This window comes from Anaerococcus provencensis, assembly GCF_000312365.2.
In the GTDB taxonomy this organism is placed as follows: Bacteria; Bacillota; Clostridia; order Tissierellales; family Peptoniphilaceae; genus Anaerococcus; species Anaerococcus provencensis.
In genome coordinates, this window is record NZ_HG003685.1 from 10,822 (window position 1) to 31,881 (window position 21,060).

General features: G+C 33.7%; 19 protein-coding genes. All 19 read left to right on the forward strand.

Annotation, left to right across the window (positions count from 1 at the left end):
- The first annotated feature begins 24 nt into the window (after positions 1-24).
- Positions 25-1,368, forward strand: coding sequence for an amidophosphoribosyltransferase (gene purF, locus BN38_RS00400; protein WP_044564948.1), 1,344 nt, complete (start codon positions 25-27; stop codon positions 1,366-1,368).
- Complete coding sequence (gene purN, locus BN38_RS00405; RefSeq protein ID WP_044564949.1) at positions 1,365-1,919, forward strand: phosphoribosylglycinamide formyltransferase; 555 nt, start codon at positions 1,365-1,367, stop codon at positions 1,917-1,919. The genes purF and purN overlap by 4 nt, the downstream gene beginning before the upstream one ends.
- Complete coding sequence (gene purH, locus BN38_RS00410; protein ID WP_044564950.1) at positions 1,907-3,412, forward strand: bifunctional phosphoribosylaminoimidazolecarboxamide formyltransferase/IMP cyclohydrolase; 1,506 nt, start codon at positions 1,907-1,909, stop codon at positions 3,410-3,412. Before purN ends, purH begins: the two co-directional genes overlap by 13 nt.
- Positions 3,413-3,424: 12 nt before the next feature.
- Positions 3,425-8,311: a phosphoribosylformylglycinamidine synthase gene (locus BN38_RS00415; protein WP_044564951.1), complete on the forward strand. Its 4,887-nt coding sequence runs from the start codon at positions 3,425-3,427 to the stop codon at positions 8,309-8,311.
- Entirely contained in the window at positions 8,311-9,762 is a 1,452-nt protein-coding gene (gene guaB, locus BN38_RS00420) for an IMP dehydrogenase (protein WP_044564952.1), read from the forward strand. The genes BN38_RS00415 and guaB overlap by 1 nt, the downstream gene beginning before the upstream one ends.
- Before the next feature lie 9 nt (positions 9,763-9,771).
- Positions 9,772-10,248, forward strand: a complete 477-nt coding sequence (gene purE / locus BN38_RS00425) for a 5-(carboxyamino)imidazole ribonucleotide mutase (RefSeq protein WP_044564953.1) — start codon at positions 9,772-9,774, stop codon at positions 10,246-10,248.
- Complete coding sequence (gene purM, locus BN38_RS00430) at positions 10,248-11,267, forward strand: phosphoribosylformylglycinamidine cyclo-ligase (RefSeq protein WP_044564954.1); 1,020 nt, start codon at positions 10,248-10,250, stop codon at positions 11,265-11,267. Before purE ends, purM begins: the two co-directional genes overlap by 1 nt.
- 10 nt (positions 11,268-11,277) lie before the next feature.
- Positions 11,278-11,958 carry a phosphoribosylaminoimidazolesuccinocarboxamide synthase gene (locus tag BN38_RS00435; RefSeq protein ID WP_044564955.1) on the forward strand — a complete coding sequence of 227 codons (681 nt, stop codon included), beginning with the start codon at positions 11,278-11,280 and terminating at the stop codon, positions 11,956-11,958.
- A gap of 130 nt (positions 11,959-12,088) precedes the next feature.
- Positions 12,089-12,328, forward strand: a complete 240-nt coding sequence (locus BN38_RS00440; RefSeq protein ID WP_044564956.1) for an AbrB/MazE/SpoVT family DNA-binding domain-containing protein — start codon at positions 12,089-12,091, stop codon at positions 12,326-12,328.
- Positions 12,322-12,651 (forward strand): type II toxin-antitoxin system PemK/MazF family toxin, encoded by a 330-nt coding sequence (locus BN38_RS00445; RefSeq protein ID WP_044564957.1) that lies wholly within the window; start codon positions 12,322-12,324, stop codon positions 12,649-12,651. The genes BN38_RS00440 and BN38_RS00445 overlap by 7 nt, the downstream gene beginning before the upstream one ends.
- A 16-nt stretch (positions 12,652-12,667) precedes the next feature.
- Positions 12,668-13,033, forward strand: a complete 366-nt coding sequence (locus BN38_RS00450) for a GNAT family N-acetyltransferase (protein WP_084593712.1) — start codon at positions 12,668-12,670, stop codon at positions 13,031-13,033.
- The gene (locus BN38_RS00455; RefSeq protein ID WP_230197689.1) at positions 13,008-13,550 is read left to right on the forward strand and encodes a GNAT family N-acetyltransferase; all 543 of its coding nucleotides are present in this window, start codon (positions 13,008-13,010) and stop codon (positions 13,548-13,550) included. The genes BN38_RS00450 and BN38_RS00455 overlap by 26 nt, the downstream gene beginning before the upstream one ends.
- A gap of 22 nt (positions 13,551-13,572) precedes the next feature.
- Positions 13,573-13,989, forward strand: a complete 417-nt coding sequence (locus tag BN38_RS00460; RefSeq protein WP_044564958.1) for a DUF523 domain-containing protein — start codon at positions 13,573-13,575, stop codon at positions 13,987-13,989.
- 18 nt (positions 13,990-14,007) lie between these two features.
- On the forward strand, positions 14,008-14,319 hold the full coding sequence (locus BN38_RS00465; protein ID WP_044564959.1) for a hypothetical protein: 312 nt from the start codon (positions 14,008-14,010) through the stop codon (positions 14,317-14,319).
- Between the two features lie 115 nt (positions 14,320-14,434).
- Positions 14,435-15,733, forward strand: coding sequence for a S41 family peptidase (locus BN38_RS00470; RefSeq protein ID WP_044564960.1), 1,299 nt, complete (start codon positions 14,435-14,437; stop codon positions 15,731-15,733).
- Positions 15,734-16,003: 270 nt separating this feature from the next.
- Entirely contained in the window at positions 16,004-17,371 is a 1,368-nt protein-coding gene (locus BN38_RS00475) for a pyridoxal phosphate-dependent decarboxylase family protein (protein ID WP_044564961.1), read from the forward strand.
- Positions 17,372-17,522: 151 nt separating this feature from the next.
- The gene (locus BN38_RS00480) at positions 17,523-18,590 is read left to right on the forward strand and encodes an enoyl-CoA hydratase/isomerase family protein (RefSeq protein WP_044564962.1); all 1,068 of its coding nucleotides are present in this window, start codon (positions 17,523-17,525) and stop codon (positions 18,588-18,590) included.
- A 21-nt stretch (positions 18,591-18,611) separates the two neighbouring features.
- The gene (locus BN38_RS00485; RefSeq protein ID WP_044564963.1) at positions 18,612-19,835 is read left to right on the forward strand and encodes a DUF6930 domain-containing protein; all 1,224 of its coding nucleotides are present in this window, start codon (positions 18,612-18,614) and stop codon (positions 19,833-19,835) included.
- Positions 19,836-19,845: 10 nt separating this feature from the next.
- Positions 19,846-21,060, forward strand: a complete 1,215-nt coding sequence (locus BN38_RS00490) for an NAD(P)/FAD-dependent oxidoreductase (protein ID WP_044564964.1) — start codon at positions 19,846-19,848, stop codon at positions 21,058-21,060.

The following is a 21,060-nucleotide window of genomic DNA, read 5'->3' on the forward strand; positions in this document are numbered from 1 at the left end:
AAAAAGCAAGGAGGGTAAGATTCAGTGAGTGGCGTAGTTGCAATAAAATCAAAGGATAGTGTTGTACAAAAATTATTTTATTCATTAAGCTCTATTCAGCATAGGGGCCAAGATTCAGCAGGAATTATCATATCTGATGGATCTTATTTGGATAGAGTCAAAGCGATGGGCCTAGTAAATGAAGTTTTTAATGATAATAATCTTAAATACCACGATGGTAAAATTGGCATAGGCCATGTTAGAAGTGCACCAGAAGGTTGCAATAGGGACTATAATGTGGAACCTTTGCTAAGTTTCGTTAAAGATAATGAGCTTTCCATTGCCCATGATGGAAATTTGATAAATTATTATGATCTTAAAAGCAAGGAAGAAAATAAGGGCATGGTTTTTCATACCCAAACAGATAGTGAACTTATTTTATTTCTCATAGCTAGGTATTTTGAAGGCGATATTGTAAAGGCAGTAAGAAGAGCCATGGAAGATATCAAGGGTGCATATTCTTGTGTACTTTGTATGCCAGATAAGATTGTAGGATTTAGAGATTACAACGGCATAAGGCCTTTAATGATAGGTTTTGATGATGAAAATGTAGTAATAGCTAGTGAAAATGCAGCTATAGAAATACTAGATATTGATAATTATAGGGATGTCAAGGCAGGTGAGATTGTTGTTGTGGATAAGGATGGCATTAAATCTTATCCAAAAGATGATAAAGCGTCTTATAAATCTTGTATCTTCGAATATGTCTACACAGCAAGGCCAGATGCCAACATTGAAAATACCAATGCTTATATGTTTAGAAGACGCAGTGGAGAGCTCTTGTATGACCAAGCACCTGTAGAAGCTGATTTGGTTTGTCCAGTACCAGATTCAGGAACTCCATCGGCAATTGGATTTGCCCAAAGATCTGGTATACCTTTTGCGGCAGGACTTGTAAAAAACAGGTACATGGGTAGAACTTTTATAAAGTCTAATCAAAAAGAGAGAGAACTTGCTGTAAGACTAAAACTAAATCCACAAAAATCAGTAATTGATGGCAAGAGAATAGTCTTGGTTGATGATTCTATAGTAAGAGGGACTACTAGTGAGAAATTAATCGAAAGGATAAGAAAAGCTGGGGCAAAGGAAGTCCACTTGAGGGTAACTTCCCCACCTTTTATAAATCCCTGCTATTATGGAGTAGATACTCCTGATAAAGATAGGCTTATAGCTGCAAAAATGTCAATCGATGATATAAGGAAAAAAATCGGTGCTGATAGTCTAGAATTTCTATCATTGGAAAACATGTTGAAGTTGACCAATAATCCTGATAATTATTGTACAGCTTGTTTTACAGGATCTTATCCAGTTGTTAAGGAAAAAATATGAATTTAGCAGTTTTTATATCAGGAGGCGGATCAAATCTCAAAGCCTTGATAGATGCACAAACTAATGGATATTTTGAAAGTCAAATAAAAATTATCGTTGCAAATAAAGATGCACCGGGTTTAAGACATGCCAGAGATAATAATATAAAATATCTTATAAGCAAAGATGAAGATGAAATCATAGAAGTACTAAAGAAATATGATATTGATCTTATAGTATTGGCAGGTTATCTAGTTAAAATTAGTAAGAAATTATTGGATAACTTTACAGTGATTAACATCCACCCATCCTTGTTGCCGAAATACGGTGGTAAGGGCTTTTATGGAATTCACGTTCACCAGGCAGTATTTGCCAACAAGGAAAATATAAGTGGAGTAACCGTTCACTATGTCAACGAAAATTTGGATGACGGGGATATTATCTTGCAAAAGGAAGTTGATATAAGCAATTGCAAGAGCCCAGAAGAAATTGCAAGTGAAGTTTTGAAGGTTGAACATCAGACACTAAAAAAAGTAATTAAGAAATTGGAGGATGAAGAGTGCGCGCATTAATTTCAGTAACTGATAAGACAGGAATCGAAGAATTAGCCAAGGGCCTAAAGGATCTTGGAATAGAAATTGTATCTACTGGTGGTACATACAAAAAGATAAAAGATGCAGGTGTTGATGCCATTGAAATTGATCAGTTAACAAACTTTCCAGAAATATTGGAAGGAAGAGTAAAGACACTTTCCCCATATGTACATGGAGGCATACTTTATAAGAGAGATGAACAAAGTCATATAGATACTATAAATGACCTTGATATCAAGCCTATAGACATAGTTGTTGTAAATCTTTATGAATTCCAAAAGGCACTTGAAAAAGGAAACCCTGATGACATTATAGAAAATATCGACATTGGAGGTCCATCTATGGTTAGATCTGCTGCTAAAAACCACAAGGACGTCCTAATAGTAACTGATCCAGCAGATTATGATGAATTATTAGAAAGACTTAAAAATAATGATATAGACCTTGCCTATAGGCAAAGATTGGCTATGAAAGCCTATAACCTAACAGCATTTTATGATTCTGTAATAGCTAGATATTTTTCACAATTAACCGGAGAAGAAAGTAAGTACAAGACCTATGGTTTTGAAAAAGAAAGTGATCTAAGATATGGAGAAAACCCTGGCCAGGCAGCTGCTCTCTATAATGATCCATTTGTTAAAGGTCTTATGGAAAACATGGAAGTAATTCACGGCAAGGAAATGAGCTACAACAATTACAATGACCTAAATCCAGCCCTAGAATTGGCCCAAGAATTAGGAGAAAATGCAGTCGTAGCATTAAAACACCAATCTCCATGTGGAGTTGCTCAAAAAGATAGTGTCTATGAATCATACATCAAAGCCTTCGAATGTGACAGCCAATCAATATTTGGAGGAATTGTCGCAGTAAATGGCATTGTCGATGGTAATACAGCTAGCAAGATGCACGAGATTTTCCTTGAAATAATTGCTGCAAGTGATTTTACTGATGAAGCTTTAGAAATCTTACAACAAAAGAAAAATGTAAGGCTCGTGAAAGTAAACTTTGACAACGAAACAGTTAGGGAAGAAATCAGATACCTAAACGGCAAAGTCCTAATCCAAGGCAAAGATTTTGGAGAAGATTCAGTAGAAGTTGTGACAGATAATAAACCAAGTGATGCACAAATAAAAGATTTATTATTTGCTCAAAAGGTTGTAAAATATGTCAAATCAAATGCTATTGTAGTAGCCAAAGATATGCAAACCCTAGGCTGTGGAGCTGGTCAACAATCAAGAGTATGGGCTTTGGAATCTATAAGAGACCACTTTAAGGATAGAGATTTTTCTGGAGCGGCCCTAGGATCAGATGCATTTTTCCCATTTCCAGATACAGTTAAGCTTGCTCATGAAATGGGCATAACATCTATCATCCAACCAGGAGGCTCTATAAAAGATAAGGATTCTATAGACAAATGTAACGAATATGATATGGCCATGGTATTTAGCAAGTCTCGTCACTTTAAACACTAAGGAGATTCATTGATGAATATATTGATTATTGGTTCTGGAGGGCGTGAACACGCGCTTGGGAAAAAGATAGCAAGTCCTGAAAGAAAACTCTACTTCGCACCTGGCAACGCTGGAACTTCTACTACAGGAGAAAATGTAGAAGTAGATGAAATAGACAAGTTAGTAGATTTTGCCAAAGAAAATAACATTGACTTTACAATAGTTGGTCCTGAATTGCCCTTATGCCAAGGTATAGTAGATGAATTTGAAAAAAATAATCTTAAAATATTTGGAGTAAATAAAAAGGCATCTAAGTTTGAATCAAGCAAGGGATTTACAAAGGAATTTCTAAATAAATACCATATAAAAACTGCAGCTTATCTTAACACAGAAGATAAAAAAGAAGCAGAAAACTACGGGAAAGATTTATTAGAAAAAAATGGCAAAGTAGTTTTAAAAAGAGACGGTTTAGCTGCTGGCAAGGGTGTTTCAATTATAGATAATCCTTCTGATCTTACAAGTACCATTGATGATATTCTTGCCAAAGATGGAAAAATTGTCATAGAAGAATATATAGATGGCTTTGAGATGAGTCTATTGTGTCTAACAGATTCTAAGACGATAATCCCTCTACCAACTAGCAAAGACCATAAGAAAATATTTGAAAAAGAAACAGGCCCAAACACTGGTGGCATGGGAACCTATGCACCAAATGTAGAGGCAGAAGCCTATGCAGAAAAAATAGAAAGAGAAATTCTTCCAAATATTATTGATGGCTTTAACAAAGAAAACATCGACTATAGAGGAGTTTTATTCATAGGATTTATGATAAATGAATCTGGAATCTATGTTTTGGAATTTAATGTTAGATTTGGAGATCCAGAAACCCAAGTAGTTTTAGAATTAATTGATAATGACATCCTTGATTTGCTACTTGCAACATCTGAAAAGAAACTAAAAGACATTAATCTTAAGGTAAATGATAAAAAAGCAGTCTGCTTAGTTTTAGCATCTGATGGTTATCCATCTTCTTTTGAAAAAGATAAAGAGATAGTCTTTGAAGACGGGATAAAATCGAAGATATACCATGCTGGAACAAGGAAAGAAGATAGCAAAACTTTAAGTTCTGGCGGCAGAGTATTAAACTTAGTTGCAAGTGCGGATACTTTCGATCAGGCTATTAGCCAAGTATACCAAGATGCTGAAAAAACAAAATTTGAAAATAAATACTACAGAAAAGATATTGGTCCTTCTGTAAAAAGAGTCTATGTAAAAAGAAAAGATAAATATGATTTTGCATCCAAAAATCTCAAGACAAAGATAAAAAATTCCTTAGCCATAGACTTAGATGAGATCAAAATTTACAAAAGATATGACCTTGAAACCAGTGATGAGAATTTAGACAAGCTCTTATATCAAGTCTTGGCAGAAGCGCCAGTTGACCAAGTTTATGCTTATGATCAAGCTATCAAATTACAAGCATCTTTTGGGAAAACAATAGTAAGCCAATACTTGCCGGGTCAATTCAATCCTAGAGAAAAAGGTGTAGTAGATACAGCTTCTTTGATAATAGATGATTCTAATTTCTTAGTAAAAGCTTCGACAGTTTATGAAATATCTGGGGCTAGTGATGAAGATTTAGAAAGGATTGAAGAATTTTTAATCAATCCAGTAGATTCTCAAAAAGTTAACTTGCTAGGTATTCCAACAACTCTAAGGGCAGATAATCATAAGAATTTGGAAAATATAGTTTATCAAGGCTTTAGAAATTTTGATGATAGTAGGCTAAGTGAATTCTTAGAAGAAAACTCTATGGCTATGAGCCTTGATGATATAAGACTTGTAAGAGATTATTTTGAAAAAGAAGGTCGTGATCCAAACGAAACTGAGATGAAAATCCTAGATACTTATTGGTCAGACCACTGTAGGCATACGACATTTAACACATTTTTAGATATAGAATTTGATACAGCTACACTATTAGACGAAGCGATCAGAGATTCATTTGAAAAATACTTACAAATGAGAAGGGTCCTTGATATCAAAAAGCCAATTAATCTAATGAGCTTCGGTACAATTCTTGCCAAATATATGAGGGCTAATGATAACTTTGCTGACCTAGAAGTATCTGAAGAAATCAACGCTTGTTCTATCTATACCAAGGTTAGAGTGGTAAGAAATGGCAAAGAAAGCATAGAAGATTATCTGTTAATGTTTAAAAACGAAACCCACAACCATCCAACAGAGATAGAACCTTTTGGTGGTGCATCTACTTGTTTAGGTGGGGCAATTCGTGATCCACTTTCAGGAAGAGCCTATGTCTATCAAGCTATGAGATTATCTGGGGCAGGAAATATCAAAGAATCCTATAATCAAACTCTAGAGGGTAAACTTCCACAAGCAAAAATTACTCATGAAGCAGCCCTAGGCTATTCTTCCTATGGTAACCAGATAGGACTTGCAACTGGTTTGGTTGATGAGTTCTATCACGAGGGTTACAAGGCCAAGAGAATGGAATGTGGTGCAGTAATTGCAGCAGCTCCAGCAGAAAATGTCAAAAGACTAGATCCAAAGCCAGGCGATATTGTAATCTTACTTGGTGGCAAAACTGGCAGAGATGGTATAGGAGGAGCAACTGGTTCTTCTAAATCTCACAAGGTAACATCAATTCAAACAGAATCTGCCCAAGTTCAAAAGGGAAATGCACCTGAAGAAAGAAAGATCCAAAGGTTATTTAGAAACCCACAAGCTGCCAAACTCATCAAAAAATGTAACGACTTTGGAGCTGGAGGGGTAGCAGTTGCCATAGGAGAACTTGCTGATGGCATTGATATTCAATTGGACAAAGTTCCACTAAAATATCAAGGTCTAAAACCATTTGAAATTGCCATCTCAGAATCTCAAGAGAGAATGGCAGTTCTAATTGCAAGCAAAGATAAAGATAAATTTATGGAACTTGCAAAAAGTGAAAACTTAGAAGCTACTCTTGTTGCAAGAGTAACAGACAATAATACTATGACTATGTATTATGAAGATGAAGTAATAGCCAAACTTTCCTATGATTTCATCAATACTAATGGTGCTGATAGGTCAGAAAAAGTTGAAGTGGTAAGTGAATCTGTTCCTGAACTTATTAGCAAGAAAGATGATGATCCAAGTAAGTTCTATGAAAAAGTATCAAGCCTAGATATTTCATCAAAGAGAAATCTCATAGAAATGTTTGATTCAACTGTAGGGAAGAACACAGTTTTAAACCCACTTGGTGGTAAAAAACTTCTTAATCCATCCCAAGTCATGGCAGCAAGGATCCCAGTAAAAGATGGTATATCAAAGACAGCCTCTCTTATGACCTATGGCTTTGATCCAAATCTTTCTAGTGACAGCCAATATTTAGGTGGATATTATGCAGTTATTGAATCCATATCAAGATTAGTTGCTGCTGGTTCTGACCTAAATCAAATAAGACTATCTTTCCAAGAATTCTACGAAAAGATGGATAGCGCCAAGGCTTGGTCAAAACCATTAAAAGCTCTCATAGGAGCCTTTGAAGTTACAAGCTTTTTTGAAATCCCACCAATAGGCGGCAAAGATTCTATGAGTGGTACTTTTGAAGATATAAAGGTTCCACCAACATTGATTTCTTTTGCTGTAACTACAGAGGATGTCGAAAATATTATTACTAATGATCTAAAAGGCGAAGGAAAACTAGGACTTATAAGAACACCTTATAAAGAAGATGGGACTCTAGACCTAGAAGAATTGGAAAATAATTACAAGAAACTTATAAAAGATATAAGAGATGGAAATATTATTTCTACTATTGCCTTGACTAGAAAAGGACTTTTACCTGACATATACGAACAAGCTGTTGGAAACACAGGATTTACTATAAATTATGACAACCTATATAATCCTATGTTTGGATCCTTTGTTGTAGAATACAAGGATGATCGTGACTTTATAGAAAATATCGGAGAATTTAGCCAAGATATCATTGTAAATGGTCAAAAATTGGACAAGGATAAGCTATATGATTCCTATGTTCACAGTCTAGATGAGATTCTCCCAGGATATGAAGATGTAGAATACCAAAAGTTAAGTCCTGAAGAAGTAGAAAGAAAGCTTAAATCAGATAAGCCTTGCGAAAAACCAAGAGCCATAATCTTAGCAGCACCAGGAACTAACTGTGAATGGGATACTCAAAAAACACTAAGAGATGCTGGCGCTGATGCAAATATACTAGTATTTAAAAACCAAAATGAAAGAGATATCAAAGAATCTATCGATAAGCTAGATGAGGAATTAAGGAAGTCACAGATATTCGTAATCCCTGGTGGATTCTCACTTGGAGATGAACCGGATGGGTCAGCTAAGTTTTTGGCAAATATAATACGCAATGAAAAGATATCAAAAGCAATTGACTATTTATTAAATGAAAATGATGGCTTAATCTTAGGAATTTGTAATGGCTTCCAGGCCTTGGTCAAAACAGGCTTGTTGCCTTATGGTAAAGTCATAGTTCCAGACGAAAATGATCCAACACTTACCAACAATACTTGTTCACGTCACATCTCAACTTTTGTAAATACTAAGACATTGACAAACAACAGTCCTTGGACTGTCGGAGTTGATTTAGACAAAACTTACAGAATTCCTATTTCCCATGGAGAAGGAAGATTTGTAATAAGTGAAGAAAAACTTAAAGAACTTTTAGCAAATGATCAAATATTTTCTGTATATGAATCATCACCAAATGGATCAAATTATAACATCGAAGGAATTTTATCCAAAGATGGCAAAATCCTAGGAAGGATGGGCCATGCCGAAAGAATAGATGATGATTTATATAAGAATGTTTATGATGTAGAGAGAGAAGCGCTTTTTGAAAATGCAGTGAATTATTTTAGAAAGGAATATTAATGAAATTTTTAGGAGAAGGATTAACATTCGATGATGTCCTATTAGTCCCAGGACCATCAGAAGTTTTACCAAATGAAGTAGACACACAAACTTATTTAACCAAAAAAATCAAGTTAAATATACCAATGATGTCAGCTGGTATGGATACAGTAACAGAGTCTCAAATGGCTATAGCCATGGCTAGACAAGGTGGTATAGGCATCATCCACAAAAATATGTCTATAGAAGAGCAAGCTAGACAAGTTGATGTTGTAAAGAGATCAGAACATGGCGTTATTACCGATCCTTTTTATCTACACCCAGACAATATCTTGCAAGATGCCCTAGACATCATGAAAAATTATAGGATTTCTGGTGTACCTATAGTTGATAAGGAAATGTATTTAAAGGGCATCCTAACCAATAGAGATGTTAGATTCCAAGATAATCCAAGTGTAAAAATCGATGGGATTATGACAAAGGATAATCTTGTCCTAGGTTATGAAGGCATCAAGATGCAAGAAGCAATAAAGCTTATGGAATCTGCTAAAGTAGAGAAACTACCAATTGTAGACGGGGACAATAAACTAAAGGGCCTTATAACAATAAAAGATATAGAAAAGTCAAGACAATATCCAAATTCTGCAAGAGATGCTAACAATAGGCTAGTTGTAGGAGCAGCAGTAGGTATTACAAATGATATGCTTGAAAGAGTCGATGCTCTTGTAAAGGCTAATGTCGATGTCATAACTGTAGATACCGCTCATGGTCATTCTAAAAATGTAATTAATGCAATCAAAGATTTGAAAGCAAAATATCCCGACTTACAAGTTATTGCAGGTAACGTTGCAACAGCAGAAGCAACACGTGATTTGATAAAGGCTGGAGTAGATGCTGTAAAAGTTGGTATAGGACCTGGATCTATTTGTACAACTAGGGTTGTTACAGGTATAGGGGTACCACAAATAACAGCGATAATTAATTGTGTAAATGAAGCCAAAAAATACGACATACCAGTGATTGCTGATGGTGGTATCAAGTATTCAGGAGATATCACCAAGGCCCTTGCTTGTGGTGCATCAGTTATAATGGCCGGTTCCTTATTTGCAGGTACTGAAGAGTCTCCAGGAGAAACAATAGTTTTTGAAGGTAGACAATACAAGGAATATCGTGGTATGGGATCCCTTGCTGCTATGAAAGATGGATCAGGAGATAGGTACTTCCAAACAAATACAAAAAAATACGTGCCAGAAGGTGTCGAAGGTAGGGTGGCCTACAAGGGTCCTGTTGGGGAAGTTGTTTACCAATTACTAGGTGGACTAAAATCTGGTATGGGCTATGTTGGAAGCAAAGACTTAAATGAACTTTATGAAAAAGCCAAATTTATCAAGATTTCTTCAGCTTCACTCATAGAAAACCACCCACACAATATCACAATAACTAGAGAATCACCAAACTATAGTAAAAACTAGGAGGAAAAAATGACAGATGTTAGAGTAATAATGGGTTCAGCAAGCGATGTTGAAATTGCAAAGAAAGTTACTAAAATATTAAAGAAATTTGATATTGATTACAAAGTTTCAGTAATTTCTGCTCACCGTGCCCTAGATGTCCTAGAAAAAACAATGGCAGCCGATGATGCAAAAGTTTATATAGGTATAGCAGGCATGGCAGCTCATCTTGCTGGAGTAATGGCAGGAATGACAATAAAACCAGTAATCGGCCTACCAGTCGGAGGCAGCAATACTGCTGGACTTGATGCACTCCTTTCCATGGTACAAATGCCAAAGGGAGTTCCTGTTGCAACTGTTGCTATAAATGGTGGAGATAATGCAGCCCTACTAGCAATTCAAATCTTGGCTCTATCTGATGAAAATCTTTCTCAAAAATTAAAAGATCACAAGAAAGAAATGTTAGACAAAGTCATAGAAGATGACAAAAACCTTGAGGAAATATAATGGCAAAACTCACATACAAGGATGCAGGAGTAGATAAGGAAAAGGGCTACGAGGAAGTAGAGCTAATTAAACAAATTGTGAAGAAAACTCATGGCAAAGAAGTCTTAACAGACATAGGTGGTTTTGCAGGTGCCTTTCTTCCTGATTTAACTGGCATGAAAAACCCAGTTTTATTAAGTGGTACAGATGGAGTTGGTACAAAAATAAAACTTGCCATGGAAATGGACAAACACGACACAGTTGGCATAGATTGCGTAGCTATGTGTATAAACGACATTATTTGCCAAGGTGCAAAACCACTATTTTTTCTAGATTATATAGCAACTGGTAAATTAAATCCAAAGAAAATGGCTGATTTAGTCAGTGGTGTAGCACAAGGATGTTTGCAATCAGACGCTGCCCTAATCGGCGGAGAAACTGCAGAAATGCCAGGCATATACAAGGAAGATGACTATGACCTTGCAGGCTTTGCAGTAGGAATTGTTGATAAAGAAAAAATAATAACTGGAGAGAGCTTAGAAGAAGGCGATGTGGCCATAGGACTAAAATCTTCTGGTATCCATAGTAATGGATTTTCTCTAGTAAGGGCAGCATTAGACCAAGCTGGTATAAACTTAACTGATAAATTTGATGATAATCAAAGTATTGGAGAAAAGTTACTTACACCAACAAAAATCTATGCAAAAGAAATTAAAGACCTTACTGAAAATGTAGAAGTTAAAGCTATCGCCAATATTACAGGCGGTGGCCTATATGAGAATGTACCAAGGGTACTAAAAGATGATTTAGCAGTTAAATTTGAGCTTTCCGAATTTGAAATAGACCCAATATTTAAGAAAATTCAGGAATGGGGCGAGATAGATACTGAGGAAATGTATCATACCTTCAATATGGGCATAGGCATGGTGGTGTTTGTAAGTCCAGAAGATGAGCAAAAGACCTTAGAATTATTGGGCGATGAAGCTAGAAAAATAGGTAAAGTTACAAAAGGAAATAAAGATATAAAAATTAATTTATAAGGAGCATAATATGGAAAAAGTATACACAGGAAAAACAAAAGACGTTTACAAATTAAATGATGAAGAATATTTATTAAAATTTAAAGATGATGTTACTGGCAACGATGGTGTATTTGATCCAGGTGCAAATACTGTTGGTCTAACCATGGAAGGTGCTGGCCACCAAGCGGTAGCAATGACTAAATTCTTCTATGAAAAGCTAAATGACAAGGGACTTACAACTCACTTCGTATCAGCTGATTTAGACAAAAATGAAGCAGTTGTCAAAAAAGCAGAAGTATTTGGCCAAGGTGTAGAAGTAATAGTTAGATACTATGCAGTAGGATCTTTTATCAGAAGATATGGTAAATATATAGAAAATGGAACAAAAATCGATCCATATGTAGAAATCACATTAAAAGATGACGACAGAAATGACCCACTAATCACAAAAGATGCCCTAGCATTACTAAATATAATGACAGAAGAAGAATACGAAGAACTCAAAGACTTAGCTCTAAATATTGGAGAAATAGTAAAAGAAGAATTAGGCAAAAAGGGACTAGACTTATACGATATCAAATTTGAATTTGGTAGAATAGAAGATGGCAAAGTAGCACTAATAGATGAAATATCTGGTGGAAATATGAGAGCCTACAAGGGTGACCAATACATCGAACCACTTGAATTAGAAAAAATAATGCTTGTTTAATATTTATAAAAACTCGTCTGATAATTATTAGGCGGGTTTTTTAAATTTGTATTGATTATTTTCAATATTGGGTATATACTAAGTATATACTAAGTATATACTAAGTATATACATATTAGGAGGAGATACTATGACTGTGAAATTACAAAAATGGGGAAATAGCCAAGGAATTAGGATACCTAAAGTAATTCTTGATGAACTTGATATTAACGAAAATGATGAGTTGGAACTCAAAACAGAGGATAATAAAATATTAATTGAAAAAATAAATTCTAGAAAAAATATTTTGGATTTATTCGAGGGATTTGATGGAAATTATGAAAGCATAGATATTGATTGGGGAGATCCTATCGGAGATGAAATATGGTAGATCAAGGCGATATAATAAAAGTCAACTTTAATCCTCAAAAAGGACATGAACAAGCTGGTTATAGACCAGCCTTAGTAGTAAGCAATAATTTTTTTAATCAAAAAACTAATTTGGTAATAGCTTGTCCCATAACTAATACGGATAACAATTTTCCCTTGCATATTCGTTTGGATGACAGAACACAAACAAGTGGTGTCATACTCTGTGAACATGTAAAAACTCTAGACTTAAAGGCAAGAGGATTTAAATATGTAGAAAAATTACCAGCTGATATATTTTCTGAGGTTGTAGAAATTTTATATGCTCAGATAGAAGAAATTTAGCATAGAGGACTAGTTTATGCAAACTTATAGAAAACGTTTTATTGGACTTGATATCAATGAACTTTACGATATTTTGAAACTTAGGTTTGATGTATTTGTCCTAGAGCAGGAGTGCCTTTACCAAGAGATTGACAACCTTGATCAAGATGCTATACACGTTTACATAAAAGATGGAGATGAAATTCTAGCATATTTTCGCGTTTTAGACAGGGGAGTTGAAAGTGAAGATGTTGCGATAGGCAGAGTTATAGCAAAGAATAGACGTCAAGGCCTTGGAACTTTGGTCTTAAAAGAAGGGATAAAAGGAGCAAAAGAATTTTTTGATGCCGATGCAATCTACTTAGAAGCCCAAAGCTATGCCAAAGAATTTTATGAAAATTAAAAATATTGAAACCCCTAGACTTTTAATTAGAGGATTTACCAAAGATGATGCTCTCTGGGCATATAAAATTTGGAATGATCCAGAAATGGGAGAGTATCTTCCAGATGAGGCGAAATATGAGATAGACCCGAAATATCTTAAAGAACTAGAAAAATTGGGCGATGATGAGGAGTGTTACTATCTGATACCAGTGTTTAGAGATACTTTGGAAAGGGTAGGTACTTGCAGTTTTATTAAAACTGATGATGATAAAGTCTATGATATAGCATATTGTGTGCACAAAAATTTATGGGGCAATGGATATGCAACTGAAATTGCAAAAGGCTTGATAGGATACGCCAAAAGCAAAGGAGCCGAAAGAGTAACTATTTTTGTTAACGAAGATAATATAGCATCAAAACGCGTGGCAGAAAAGTGTGGAGGTAGAGTTGTTAGTGAGGATTACTTTACTAAGAAAGGTACTAACCAACAAAGAAAAAGCTTAAAATATGAGATAAATTTAATGACTAAAGCTTAGTATAGAAGAAAGAAGTTTAATTATGAAAATTGCAGTCAGCGCTTGTCTTTTAGGAGAAAATTGCAAATACAATGGAGGAAATAACTATAGCAAAAAATTAGTAGAATTCCTAAAAGGCAAGCACTTTATAAGTGTATGCCCAGAAGTAATGGGAGGCCTACCCATACCTAGAAAGCCGGTAGAGATTGTCGACGGAGAAGTCAAATTGGAAAATGGCAAGTCAGTAGACTATGAATTCAAAAAAGGTGCTCAAATAGCTTTGGATAAAGTTATAGATAATCAAGTGGAATTAGTAATCCTCCAATCAAGAAGTCCATCCTGCGGAGTAAATAATATATATGATGGTTCATTTTCGGGTAAATTAGTAGATGGAAAAGGAGTATTTGCAAAACTTCTTGTAGACAATGGTATAGATGTAATTGATGTTAAAGATTTATAATAATAAAAGGAAGATATAATGAATATAGAAGATTTTACCGAAAAGGAACAAAAACAAATTGAAGTTGGGATTTCAACAGCTGAGATTACTGACAAAGAAGCAGCTGAGAAAATTTTGGCATTGGTGCCAGAAGAATGGATTAAGAAAATACCATTTTTTGTAAGAGGTCATGCCACAACCAAGGCAGTAGAAAAAATAGCAAATGAACATCCAGACCTTTATCAAATTGCCAAAAGACCAGGAGATTTACCAGAAAAAGAAGGTGAAGAATTAAGACAACTAATCACAGATTTATTCGAGCAAAGAATGGAAAAGCACAATATTAAATAAATTCATTTAACAAGCATTTTAATGAAAAAATTATTAATTGCTTGCTTTTACTATATCTGCAATTTTATTATAATTAGAATATAAAAATTATCTAATAATATACCTAGGAGCTTATATGAAGAAAAGAAAATTACTTATAATTATCCCTATTTTAATAGTAATAATAGCATTTGTAAACAATATTAATCAAAATAAAGATAATGACATAAATACAATAAACTTAAAAGAAATTGACAATAGTGAATTTAACCTAACTACTGAAGATTATTTATATGATTTTAACTATGCTTATGACACATTAGAAAAATATTATCCTTTTTTTGAAATTAATAAAATGGCATATGGTATAGATTGGCTTGATAATAAAAAAGATTATGAAGATTACATAAGAGAATCCAAAAATGACTTAGATTTTTATAATAGAATGAATGATGTTTTAGGAGAACTAAACAATGGGCATACAGGATTAATTGATGAGTCATTTGCTATGAGCTTATATATAAGCTATTATCACACACCAAAGGCTGATTGGCGTCATGATTTTTCTAAGATATATGAGAAAGAAAATGTAAGAAAAAGATACAATATAGACAAGCATAGTGTGAAAAATTACATAAATGAAAATATAGATAATCCTAGTGAAGACTCATCAGATATTGATAATTTAACAACGGATTTAATAATAAAAAATAAATTAGCCTATATGAAAGTAAATTCTATGCTCGGAGATTTGTATAGAAAAAATGATGAAAAAGTATTGGCAGAATTTTTACAAGAAATAAAAAATTATTCTAATCTGATTATAGACATTAGGGGAAACGGAGGAGGTGACTCCAGATATTGGCAAGAGTTTTTGCTTCCCAAAATTTTAGACGATGATTACCAAACAATAAACTATAGTTTTATAAAAGCAGGTAAGCTTAATAGTAAAGTAATAAAACAGGAAGGCTACAAATCAAATATTGAAGAATTCATAGAAAGTAGCGCTTTTAATCAAAAAACAAAAGACATTTTAAAAGATTTTGACTATTATCTAAGCGATGAAAACTATGTAGAAGCAGCTTATGACACTATTGGTTTTAATGGCAATATTTATCTTTTGGTTGACGATGGAGTGTATTCATCTGCTGAAATGCTAGCATCATTTTGCAAAGAAACAAAACTAGCAAAATTAGTCGGCACAAGAACCGGTGGAGATGGCATAGGATTTGACCCAATGCAAGTTGACCTTCCGAGAACTGGTTATGTATTAAGATTTTCAGACGGCCTTGGCATAACAGAATCTGGATCCATCAATGAATTAGACAAAACAAAGCCAGATATAGAAGTTAAAGAAGACTTTACAACAACTACAAAACCATTAAAAGAGCAAGAAATCATAAAGGCTGTTATTAAGGATGCGGGGATTGTATAATTTTACTTATTATATTCAGTAGCTCTACTTTCAGTGTCATTTTGATATGGATACCATGATTAAAAATAGTTTTAGATTTACAATTGTTTTCTAAAACTATTTTTTATTATGAATTATTTTTGTACATTATCCTCTTAAAAATAATAGAATATTTTATTCATATTACTTTAGTGATTCATACCGTGTGCTTGCGTAGTTTTGAATTTTTATGTATTTTACTAGTAAGGGGTTTGTTTTAAAAACCATTAATCTTAATATTTGAGGTGAATTATGGATAATAAATTTTGGAATTATGAAGAAGAATCTGTGGAATTGGCTTTGAATTGGGCTAAGGAGAGGACGGTTTCTGGTTCGGATCCTAAAACCACCGCTCTTTCAGCCAAAGAGTTGAGGCATACAGTTGGCGATACTATCACAGAGGATGGTATTGGTCCAAAGGAAGCTTTAAATATTTTTGAAAGTCTAAATAAGGCCACACGCTCAGCAGATGATCCTATGAATTTTGCTTATATTCCATGTGCTCCTACTAGGGCAGCAGTTGCCTTTGATGAGGTTGTTTCTGCAGCTAATGTATTTGGTGGTATATGGGAAAATGGAGCTGGTGCTATTTATGCAGAAAATCAAGTGGTAGATTGGCTTAAAGAAAATCTTGGCTGGCCAGAGGAAGCTATTGGAACTTTTGTATCCGGAGGAACTTATGGCAATCTTTCTGCTCTAGCTTGTGCTAGAGATAATGCAAAAAATAAATGGGAAGCTGAAAATATCTATCCAAAGGGAAGACCTAGTGAAGGCTACAAACTAATCATATCAAAGGACACACATTCATCAGTTAGAACTATTGCAAAAGTCTTGGATGTAGATGTTTTAATAGCAGATACAGATGATAAAGCCAGGATGACTGGTGAATCTGTTAAGAAATTGATAGAAGCTAATGATGGGGTATTCGCAGTTGTTGCAACTTGTGGTACTACAAACACAGGAACAATTGATGATATTGATTCTATCAGCAAGGTTTGCAAAGAATATGGCATATGGCTACATATAGATGGTGCCTATGGTGGGGCTGGAATATTGGCTCCAAGTGTGAGAGACTTATATAAAGGTATAGAAAATGCAGATTCTTTTATCGTAGATCCACATAAATGGCTGTTTGCTCCATACGATTGCTGTTGTTTGATTTATAGAGATCCTAAGAGAGTTTACAATACTTTCTCACAACATGCAGAATACCTTGAAGGAGTTGATCACAGCCAAAGCAATCCATCTGATATGGCTATTCATTTATCTAGGAGAACAAGAGGGCTCCCACTTTGGTATTCACTTGTAACTTATGGTAGCAAAAAATATTCTGAAGCTATCGAAAAATGCCTTGCTAACGCAAAAAAATGTGCACAAGCTATTAAAGATAGTGACCACTTAGAATTGGTAATGGAACCAACATTATCAATAGTAGTGTTTAAAAGAACAGGCTGGGAACTTAATGACTATGCAAAATGGTCAAATGATTTGGCCCTAGAAGGAAAGATTTTGTGTATTCCATCAAGTATAGATGGGGAAGTAATCTTAAGATTAGCATTTTTAAACCCAAACACTGACATAGATAAAGCAATAAATATAGTATTAGAAACAACAAAATAGAAATTAACTAAGCTTCACTTAAATACATAAGTGGAGCTTTTAATTTAGTAAAATCCCTTATAATCAATAAATATAGATGATAAAGGGTAAGTATAAGCTATGAAGATAATTTTTGTTAGAATAACTTACGAAATAATTTTGAGGATGGAGAATGATTAAAGAAAAAATAAAAGAAAATATTGGAATAATTTATTTGGATAGACCGGGGCAACTAAATGCCCTAGATGATAATGCTATTAATCGTATCAGAAATATACTACAAAAATATGAGGAAGATGATAGGGTCAAGGCAGTTCTTTTAGATAGCCTTATAGAAAAAGGTTTTTCTGCCGGAGGCGACCTTAAGTCCATGTATTATGATTACCTTGTTAATGATAATTGTAAGGAAAAAGATGGCCTTTTGAAAAATGAGTTCGATCTTGATAAATATGTAGCGTCCTACAAGAAGCCTATTATTAGCCATTGGTTTGGGATAACCATGGGTGGTGGCATTGGCCTTAGTATCAATTCTGATTTTATAATAGTTGAGGAAAATATAAATTGGGCTATGCCAGAAACAAGTCTTGGCTTTGCTCCAGATGTGGGTGTAGGCAAATTTATATCAAGTTTACCACAAGTACTTGGTCAATATGTAGGTTTATGTGGTGCAAGTCTAGAAGCGTCTGATTTAATAAAATATGGTTTTGCAGATATTTATATAAAATCAAGCGACTATGAGTATGTAATTGATAAGCTCTTTTCACTTTCCAAAGATTATGATGGTAAGGACCTTATAGATCAATTTAGCAAAAGCATAGAAAGTTTTGGCCAAGAATTAGAAGAAAGCAAAATAGATAAAAGTATGGAAAAAATTGACAAGTATTTTTCTCATCCTAGCATTGAAGAAATCTTTGATGACCTTAAGAAAAATGAAGCTAGTGATGATTTCGCAAAAAATACACTTGCTATTTTAAAAGAAAGAGACCCCTTTAGTCTAGCAGTTCAATTTGAAAAATATTTTGCTGATAAGAACCTAACTTATAAAGAAGTAATAGACAGAGACCTTAGAATCATCCAAAATTCAATACAAGAAAAGATGGTAAATGAAGGAATTAGGGCAAAGATTATAGAAAAAGATAATAATCCTAATTGGCCACACAAATCTATTGAAGAAGTCTCTATGGATGATGTAAAAAAATTACTTGGAATAGAAAGAACTTATAAAGAAAACATTTATTAAATAAAGATTAAAGGAACAATTATGGACAAACTTTATGAACTTGCCTATGAATATAGAAAAACTAAGCTATGGAAGAAAATATCAGAAGACCAATTTTTTGCAATAAAACTTAATGACGATAAAATTGGATTTATTAATATCATGGGAGCAGGCAATGAATATAATGCTATAAATCTTACAATTGGCGAGGATAATTTATTAAATTTTAAAAAAGTTATCGAAAGTAATATGGATTATTCTAATTATGATTATTTTGTTTCAACACTACTTTTGGAAAATCACCAACTGATATTCGGTAATAAGGATGATTTAGATCCTGGTGAAGTAAAAGAAGTTAGGAAGTTTAAAAAAGAACACGGTATAAAAATAACAGGGTCATTGACATTTCCATATTTTAGAAAATCAGTAAAATTTTCACCACTAACACAATTTGATAATGAAAAAGATTATAGTTATATTAAGCAAGCCATTAGTGCAAGTATTGATTTGTCAAAAATATTAGGCTATTCAAATACAGAAGATTTAAATATTTATAGCATTTATGATGAGCCTAGCATTATGGCTCTTGAAAATGATGGCGAAAGTTACAAAATTAAGGATAGTTTGAATGTTGATTGGAATAAAGAAATTAGCTATCCTATAGCAAATATAATCAATATAAATATTTTAAAAAATATTAAAAAGGCTAAAAAGTCTGGGCAAATGGAATGTCAGTTGGTAATTTTACCAGAACCTGTAGAAGACAGTGAATTTGTTCCTCATTATCCTCAAATTTTGTTGGCTGTAGATAAGAGAAGTGGTGAAGCAATTAGTACAAATCCTGTGGAAGACTACACTAAGAATCCAAATGAAATTGTAAATAGTTTTTTTGAAATGTTGGTAAATCTTGATCGTATCCCAGAAGTAATCAATGTAGCAGATAAAAGAACCTTTAATCTACTTAAAGAAATTTGTGCTAACAGCAAAATTAATTTATCTATCAAAGATAATTTAATGGAATTAGAAGAAGTAAAAAACCACTTTTTTGACTATCTAGATTCACAAATGGCATATGATGCTGATAATTCTGATGTAATTAGTGATGAAGAAATTTTGCAAATGTTAGAAATGATGGAATATATGGCAAATGAAGGAGTATTTCCTCCACAAGAACTAATAGAATTATTAGTAGATGGGGTAGAAACTGGCGTTTTTGATGATAATTTGAGCAAGAAAATAATTGAAACTTTAGATAAAATTTTATAAAAGAGGATTTATGAAATTACACAAAGGAAATTTATTTTGGCCAGCAAATACAGAGAATATTTCATTAGAGATCCACAACAATTTTCAAACTGATACGGATGTACTTGTAGTAGGTTCAGGTATGTCTGGTGCCTTGTCAGCTTATGAACTTTCTAAAGCTGGATATAAGGTTACAATGATAGAAGAAAATAGAATTGCAAGTGGATCTTCATCTGCAAATACGGGCCTAATACAATATATGTCTGACCAAGGGGTTAAAAAATTTGCAGAGCAAATTGGTAAAGAAGCTGCAATAAGATTTTATAATCAATCAAAAGAAGCTGTGAATGATTTGATTGCAATAAATGAAGAATTGATTAGTGATAAAGAAGATGATTTTAAAACAGAAAATAGCTTGATACTTGCAACAGAGATGAAGAAAGCATCTGATGTCCAAGAAGAAACAAAGATGCAAAAAGAAATTGGTTATGATGTTAAATATTTAAACTATGACCAGATTGCTGATTACAATTTAAAAGCATATGGTGGCCTATTATGTGGACCAGATATTAACCTAAATCCCTATGCCTTTGTACTTCGTTTGCTAAAAACCGCTGTTGAAAATTATAATTTAGAAATTGTAGAGGGTGTAAAATTTATAAAATGTGAGAAGATAAATGATGAAAATATTGTCAGTCTTGAAATAGGTGGACAGAAAATAAATAAATCTTACAAAAAGATTGTAATTGCAACAGGCTACAATCCACCTAATCAATTTAAGAAAAACCTTGAGAATGTTGAAATTTATAAAACCTACGTATCAGTTACTAACAAAGTAGAAGATAAAGGCTACGAAGATTTATTAGTTTGGGAAGTAAAAGATGCCTATACCTACTTTAAGAAAACTTTTGACAATAGACTTATGATAGGTGGATTTGATGAAAAATCTGATACGATAAAGGATAAGGATGTGGGAAAGAGAGATAAAGACCTAGAAAAAGGTGCTAATTCTATGCTTGTAGAAAAATACAATATAGAAACTAACTACTCCTACACAGCACTTTTTGGAATAAGCAAGGACAACCTGCCATACATGGGCATAGATCCAGAAAATGATGATATCTTTGTAATATGTGGTGTAGGCGGAAATGGTACTGTTTACTCGAAAATAGGAGCAACCATGGCAACAAAGTGGATAAAGGGTGAGTCTTTGGAAGAGTATGAGACATATAGACTTGGAAGATGA

What these genes read in the sequence shown, in the direction of transcription:
- purN (WP_044564949.1), top strand. Translation starts at nt 1,365, where the DNA reads ATGAATTTAGCAGTTTTTATATCAGGAGGCGGATCAAATCTCAAAGCC.
- BN38_RS00415 (WP_044564951.1), top strand. Translation starts at nt 3,425, where the DNA reads ATGAATATATTGATTATTGGTTCTGGAGGGCGTGAACACGCGCTTGGG.
- guaB (WP_044564952.1), top strand. Translation starts at nt 8,311, where the DNA reads ATGAAATTTTTAGGAGAAGGATTAACATTCGATGATGTCCTATTAGTC.
- purE (WP_044564953.1), top strand. Translation starts at nt 9,772, where the DNA reads ATGACAGATGTTAGAGTAATAATGGGTTCAGCAAGCGATGTTGAAATT.
- purM (WP_044564954.1), top strand. Translation starts at nt 10,248, where the DNA reads ATGGCAAAACTCACATACAAGGATGCAGGAGTAGATAAGGAAAAGGGC.
- BN38_RS00435 (WP_044564955.1), top strand. Translation starts at nt 11,278, where the DNA reads ATGGAAAAAGTATACACAGGAAAAACAAAAGACGTTTACAAATTAAAT.
- BN38_RS00440 (WP_044564956.1), top strand. Translation starts at nt 12,089, where the DNA reads ATGACTGTGAAATTACAAAAATGGGGAAATAGCCAAGGAATTAGGATA.
- BN38_RS00445 (WP_044564957.1), top strand. Translation starts at nt 12,322, where the DNA reads ATGGTAGATCAAGGCGATATAATAAAAGTCAACTTTAATCCTCAAAAA.
- BN38_RS00450 (WP_084593712.1), top strand. Translation starts at nt 12,668, where the DNA reads ATGCAAACTTATAGAAAACGTTTTATTGGACTTGATATCAATGAACTT.
- BN38_RS00455 (WP_230197689.1), top strand. Translation starts at nt 13,008, where the DNA reads ATGCCAAAGAATTTTATGAAAATTAAAAATATTGAAACCCCTAGACTT.
- BN38_RS00460 (WP_044564958.1), top strand. Translation starts at nt 13,573, where the DNA reads ATGAAAATTGCAGTCAGCGCTTGTCTTTTAGGAGAAAATTGCAAATAC.
- BN38_RS00465 (WP_044564959.1), top strand. Translation starts at nt 14,008, where the DNA reads ATGAATATAGAAGATTTTACCGAAAAGGAACAAAAACAAATTGAAGTT.
- BN38_RS00470 (WP_044564960.1), top strand. Translation starts at nt 14,435, where the DNA reads ATGAAGAAAAGAAAATTACTTATAATTATCCCTATTTTAATAGTAATA.
- BN38_RS00475 (WP_044564961.1), top strand. Translation starts at nt 16,004, where the DNA reads ATGGATAATAAATTTTGGAATTATGAAGAAGAATCTGTGGAATTGGCT.
- BN38_RS00480 (WP_044564962.1), top strand. Translation starts at nt 17,523, where the DNA reads ATGATTAAAGAAAAAATAAAAGAAAATATTGGAATAATTTATTTGGAT.
- BN38_RS00485 (WP_044564963.1), top strand. Translation starts at nt 18,612, where the DNA reads ATGGACAAACTTTATGAACTTGCCTATGAATATAGAAAAACTAAGCTA.
- BN38_RS00490 (WP_044564964.1), top strand. Translation starts at nt 19,846, where the DNA reads ATGAAATTACACAAAGGAAATTTATTTTGGCCAGCAAATACAGAGAAT.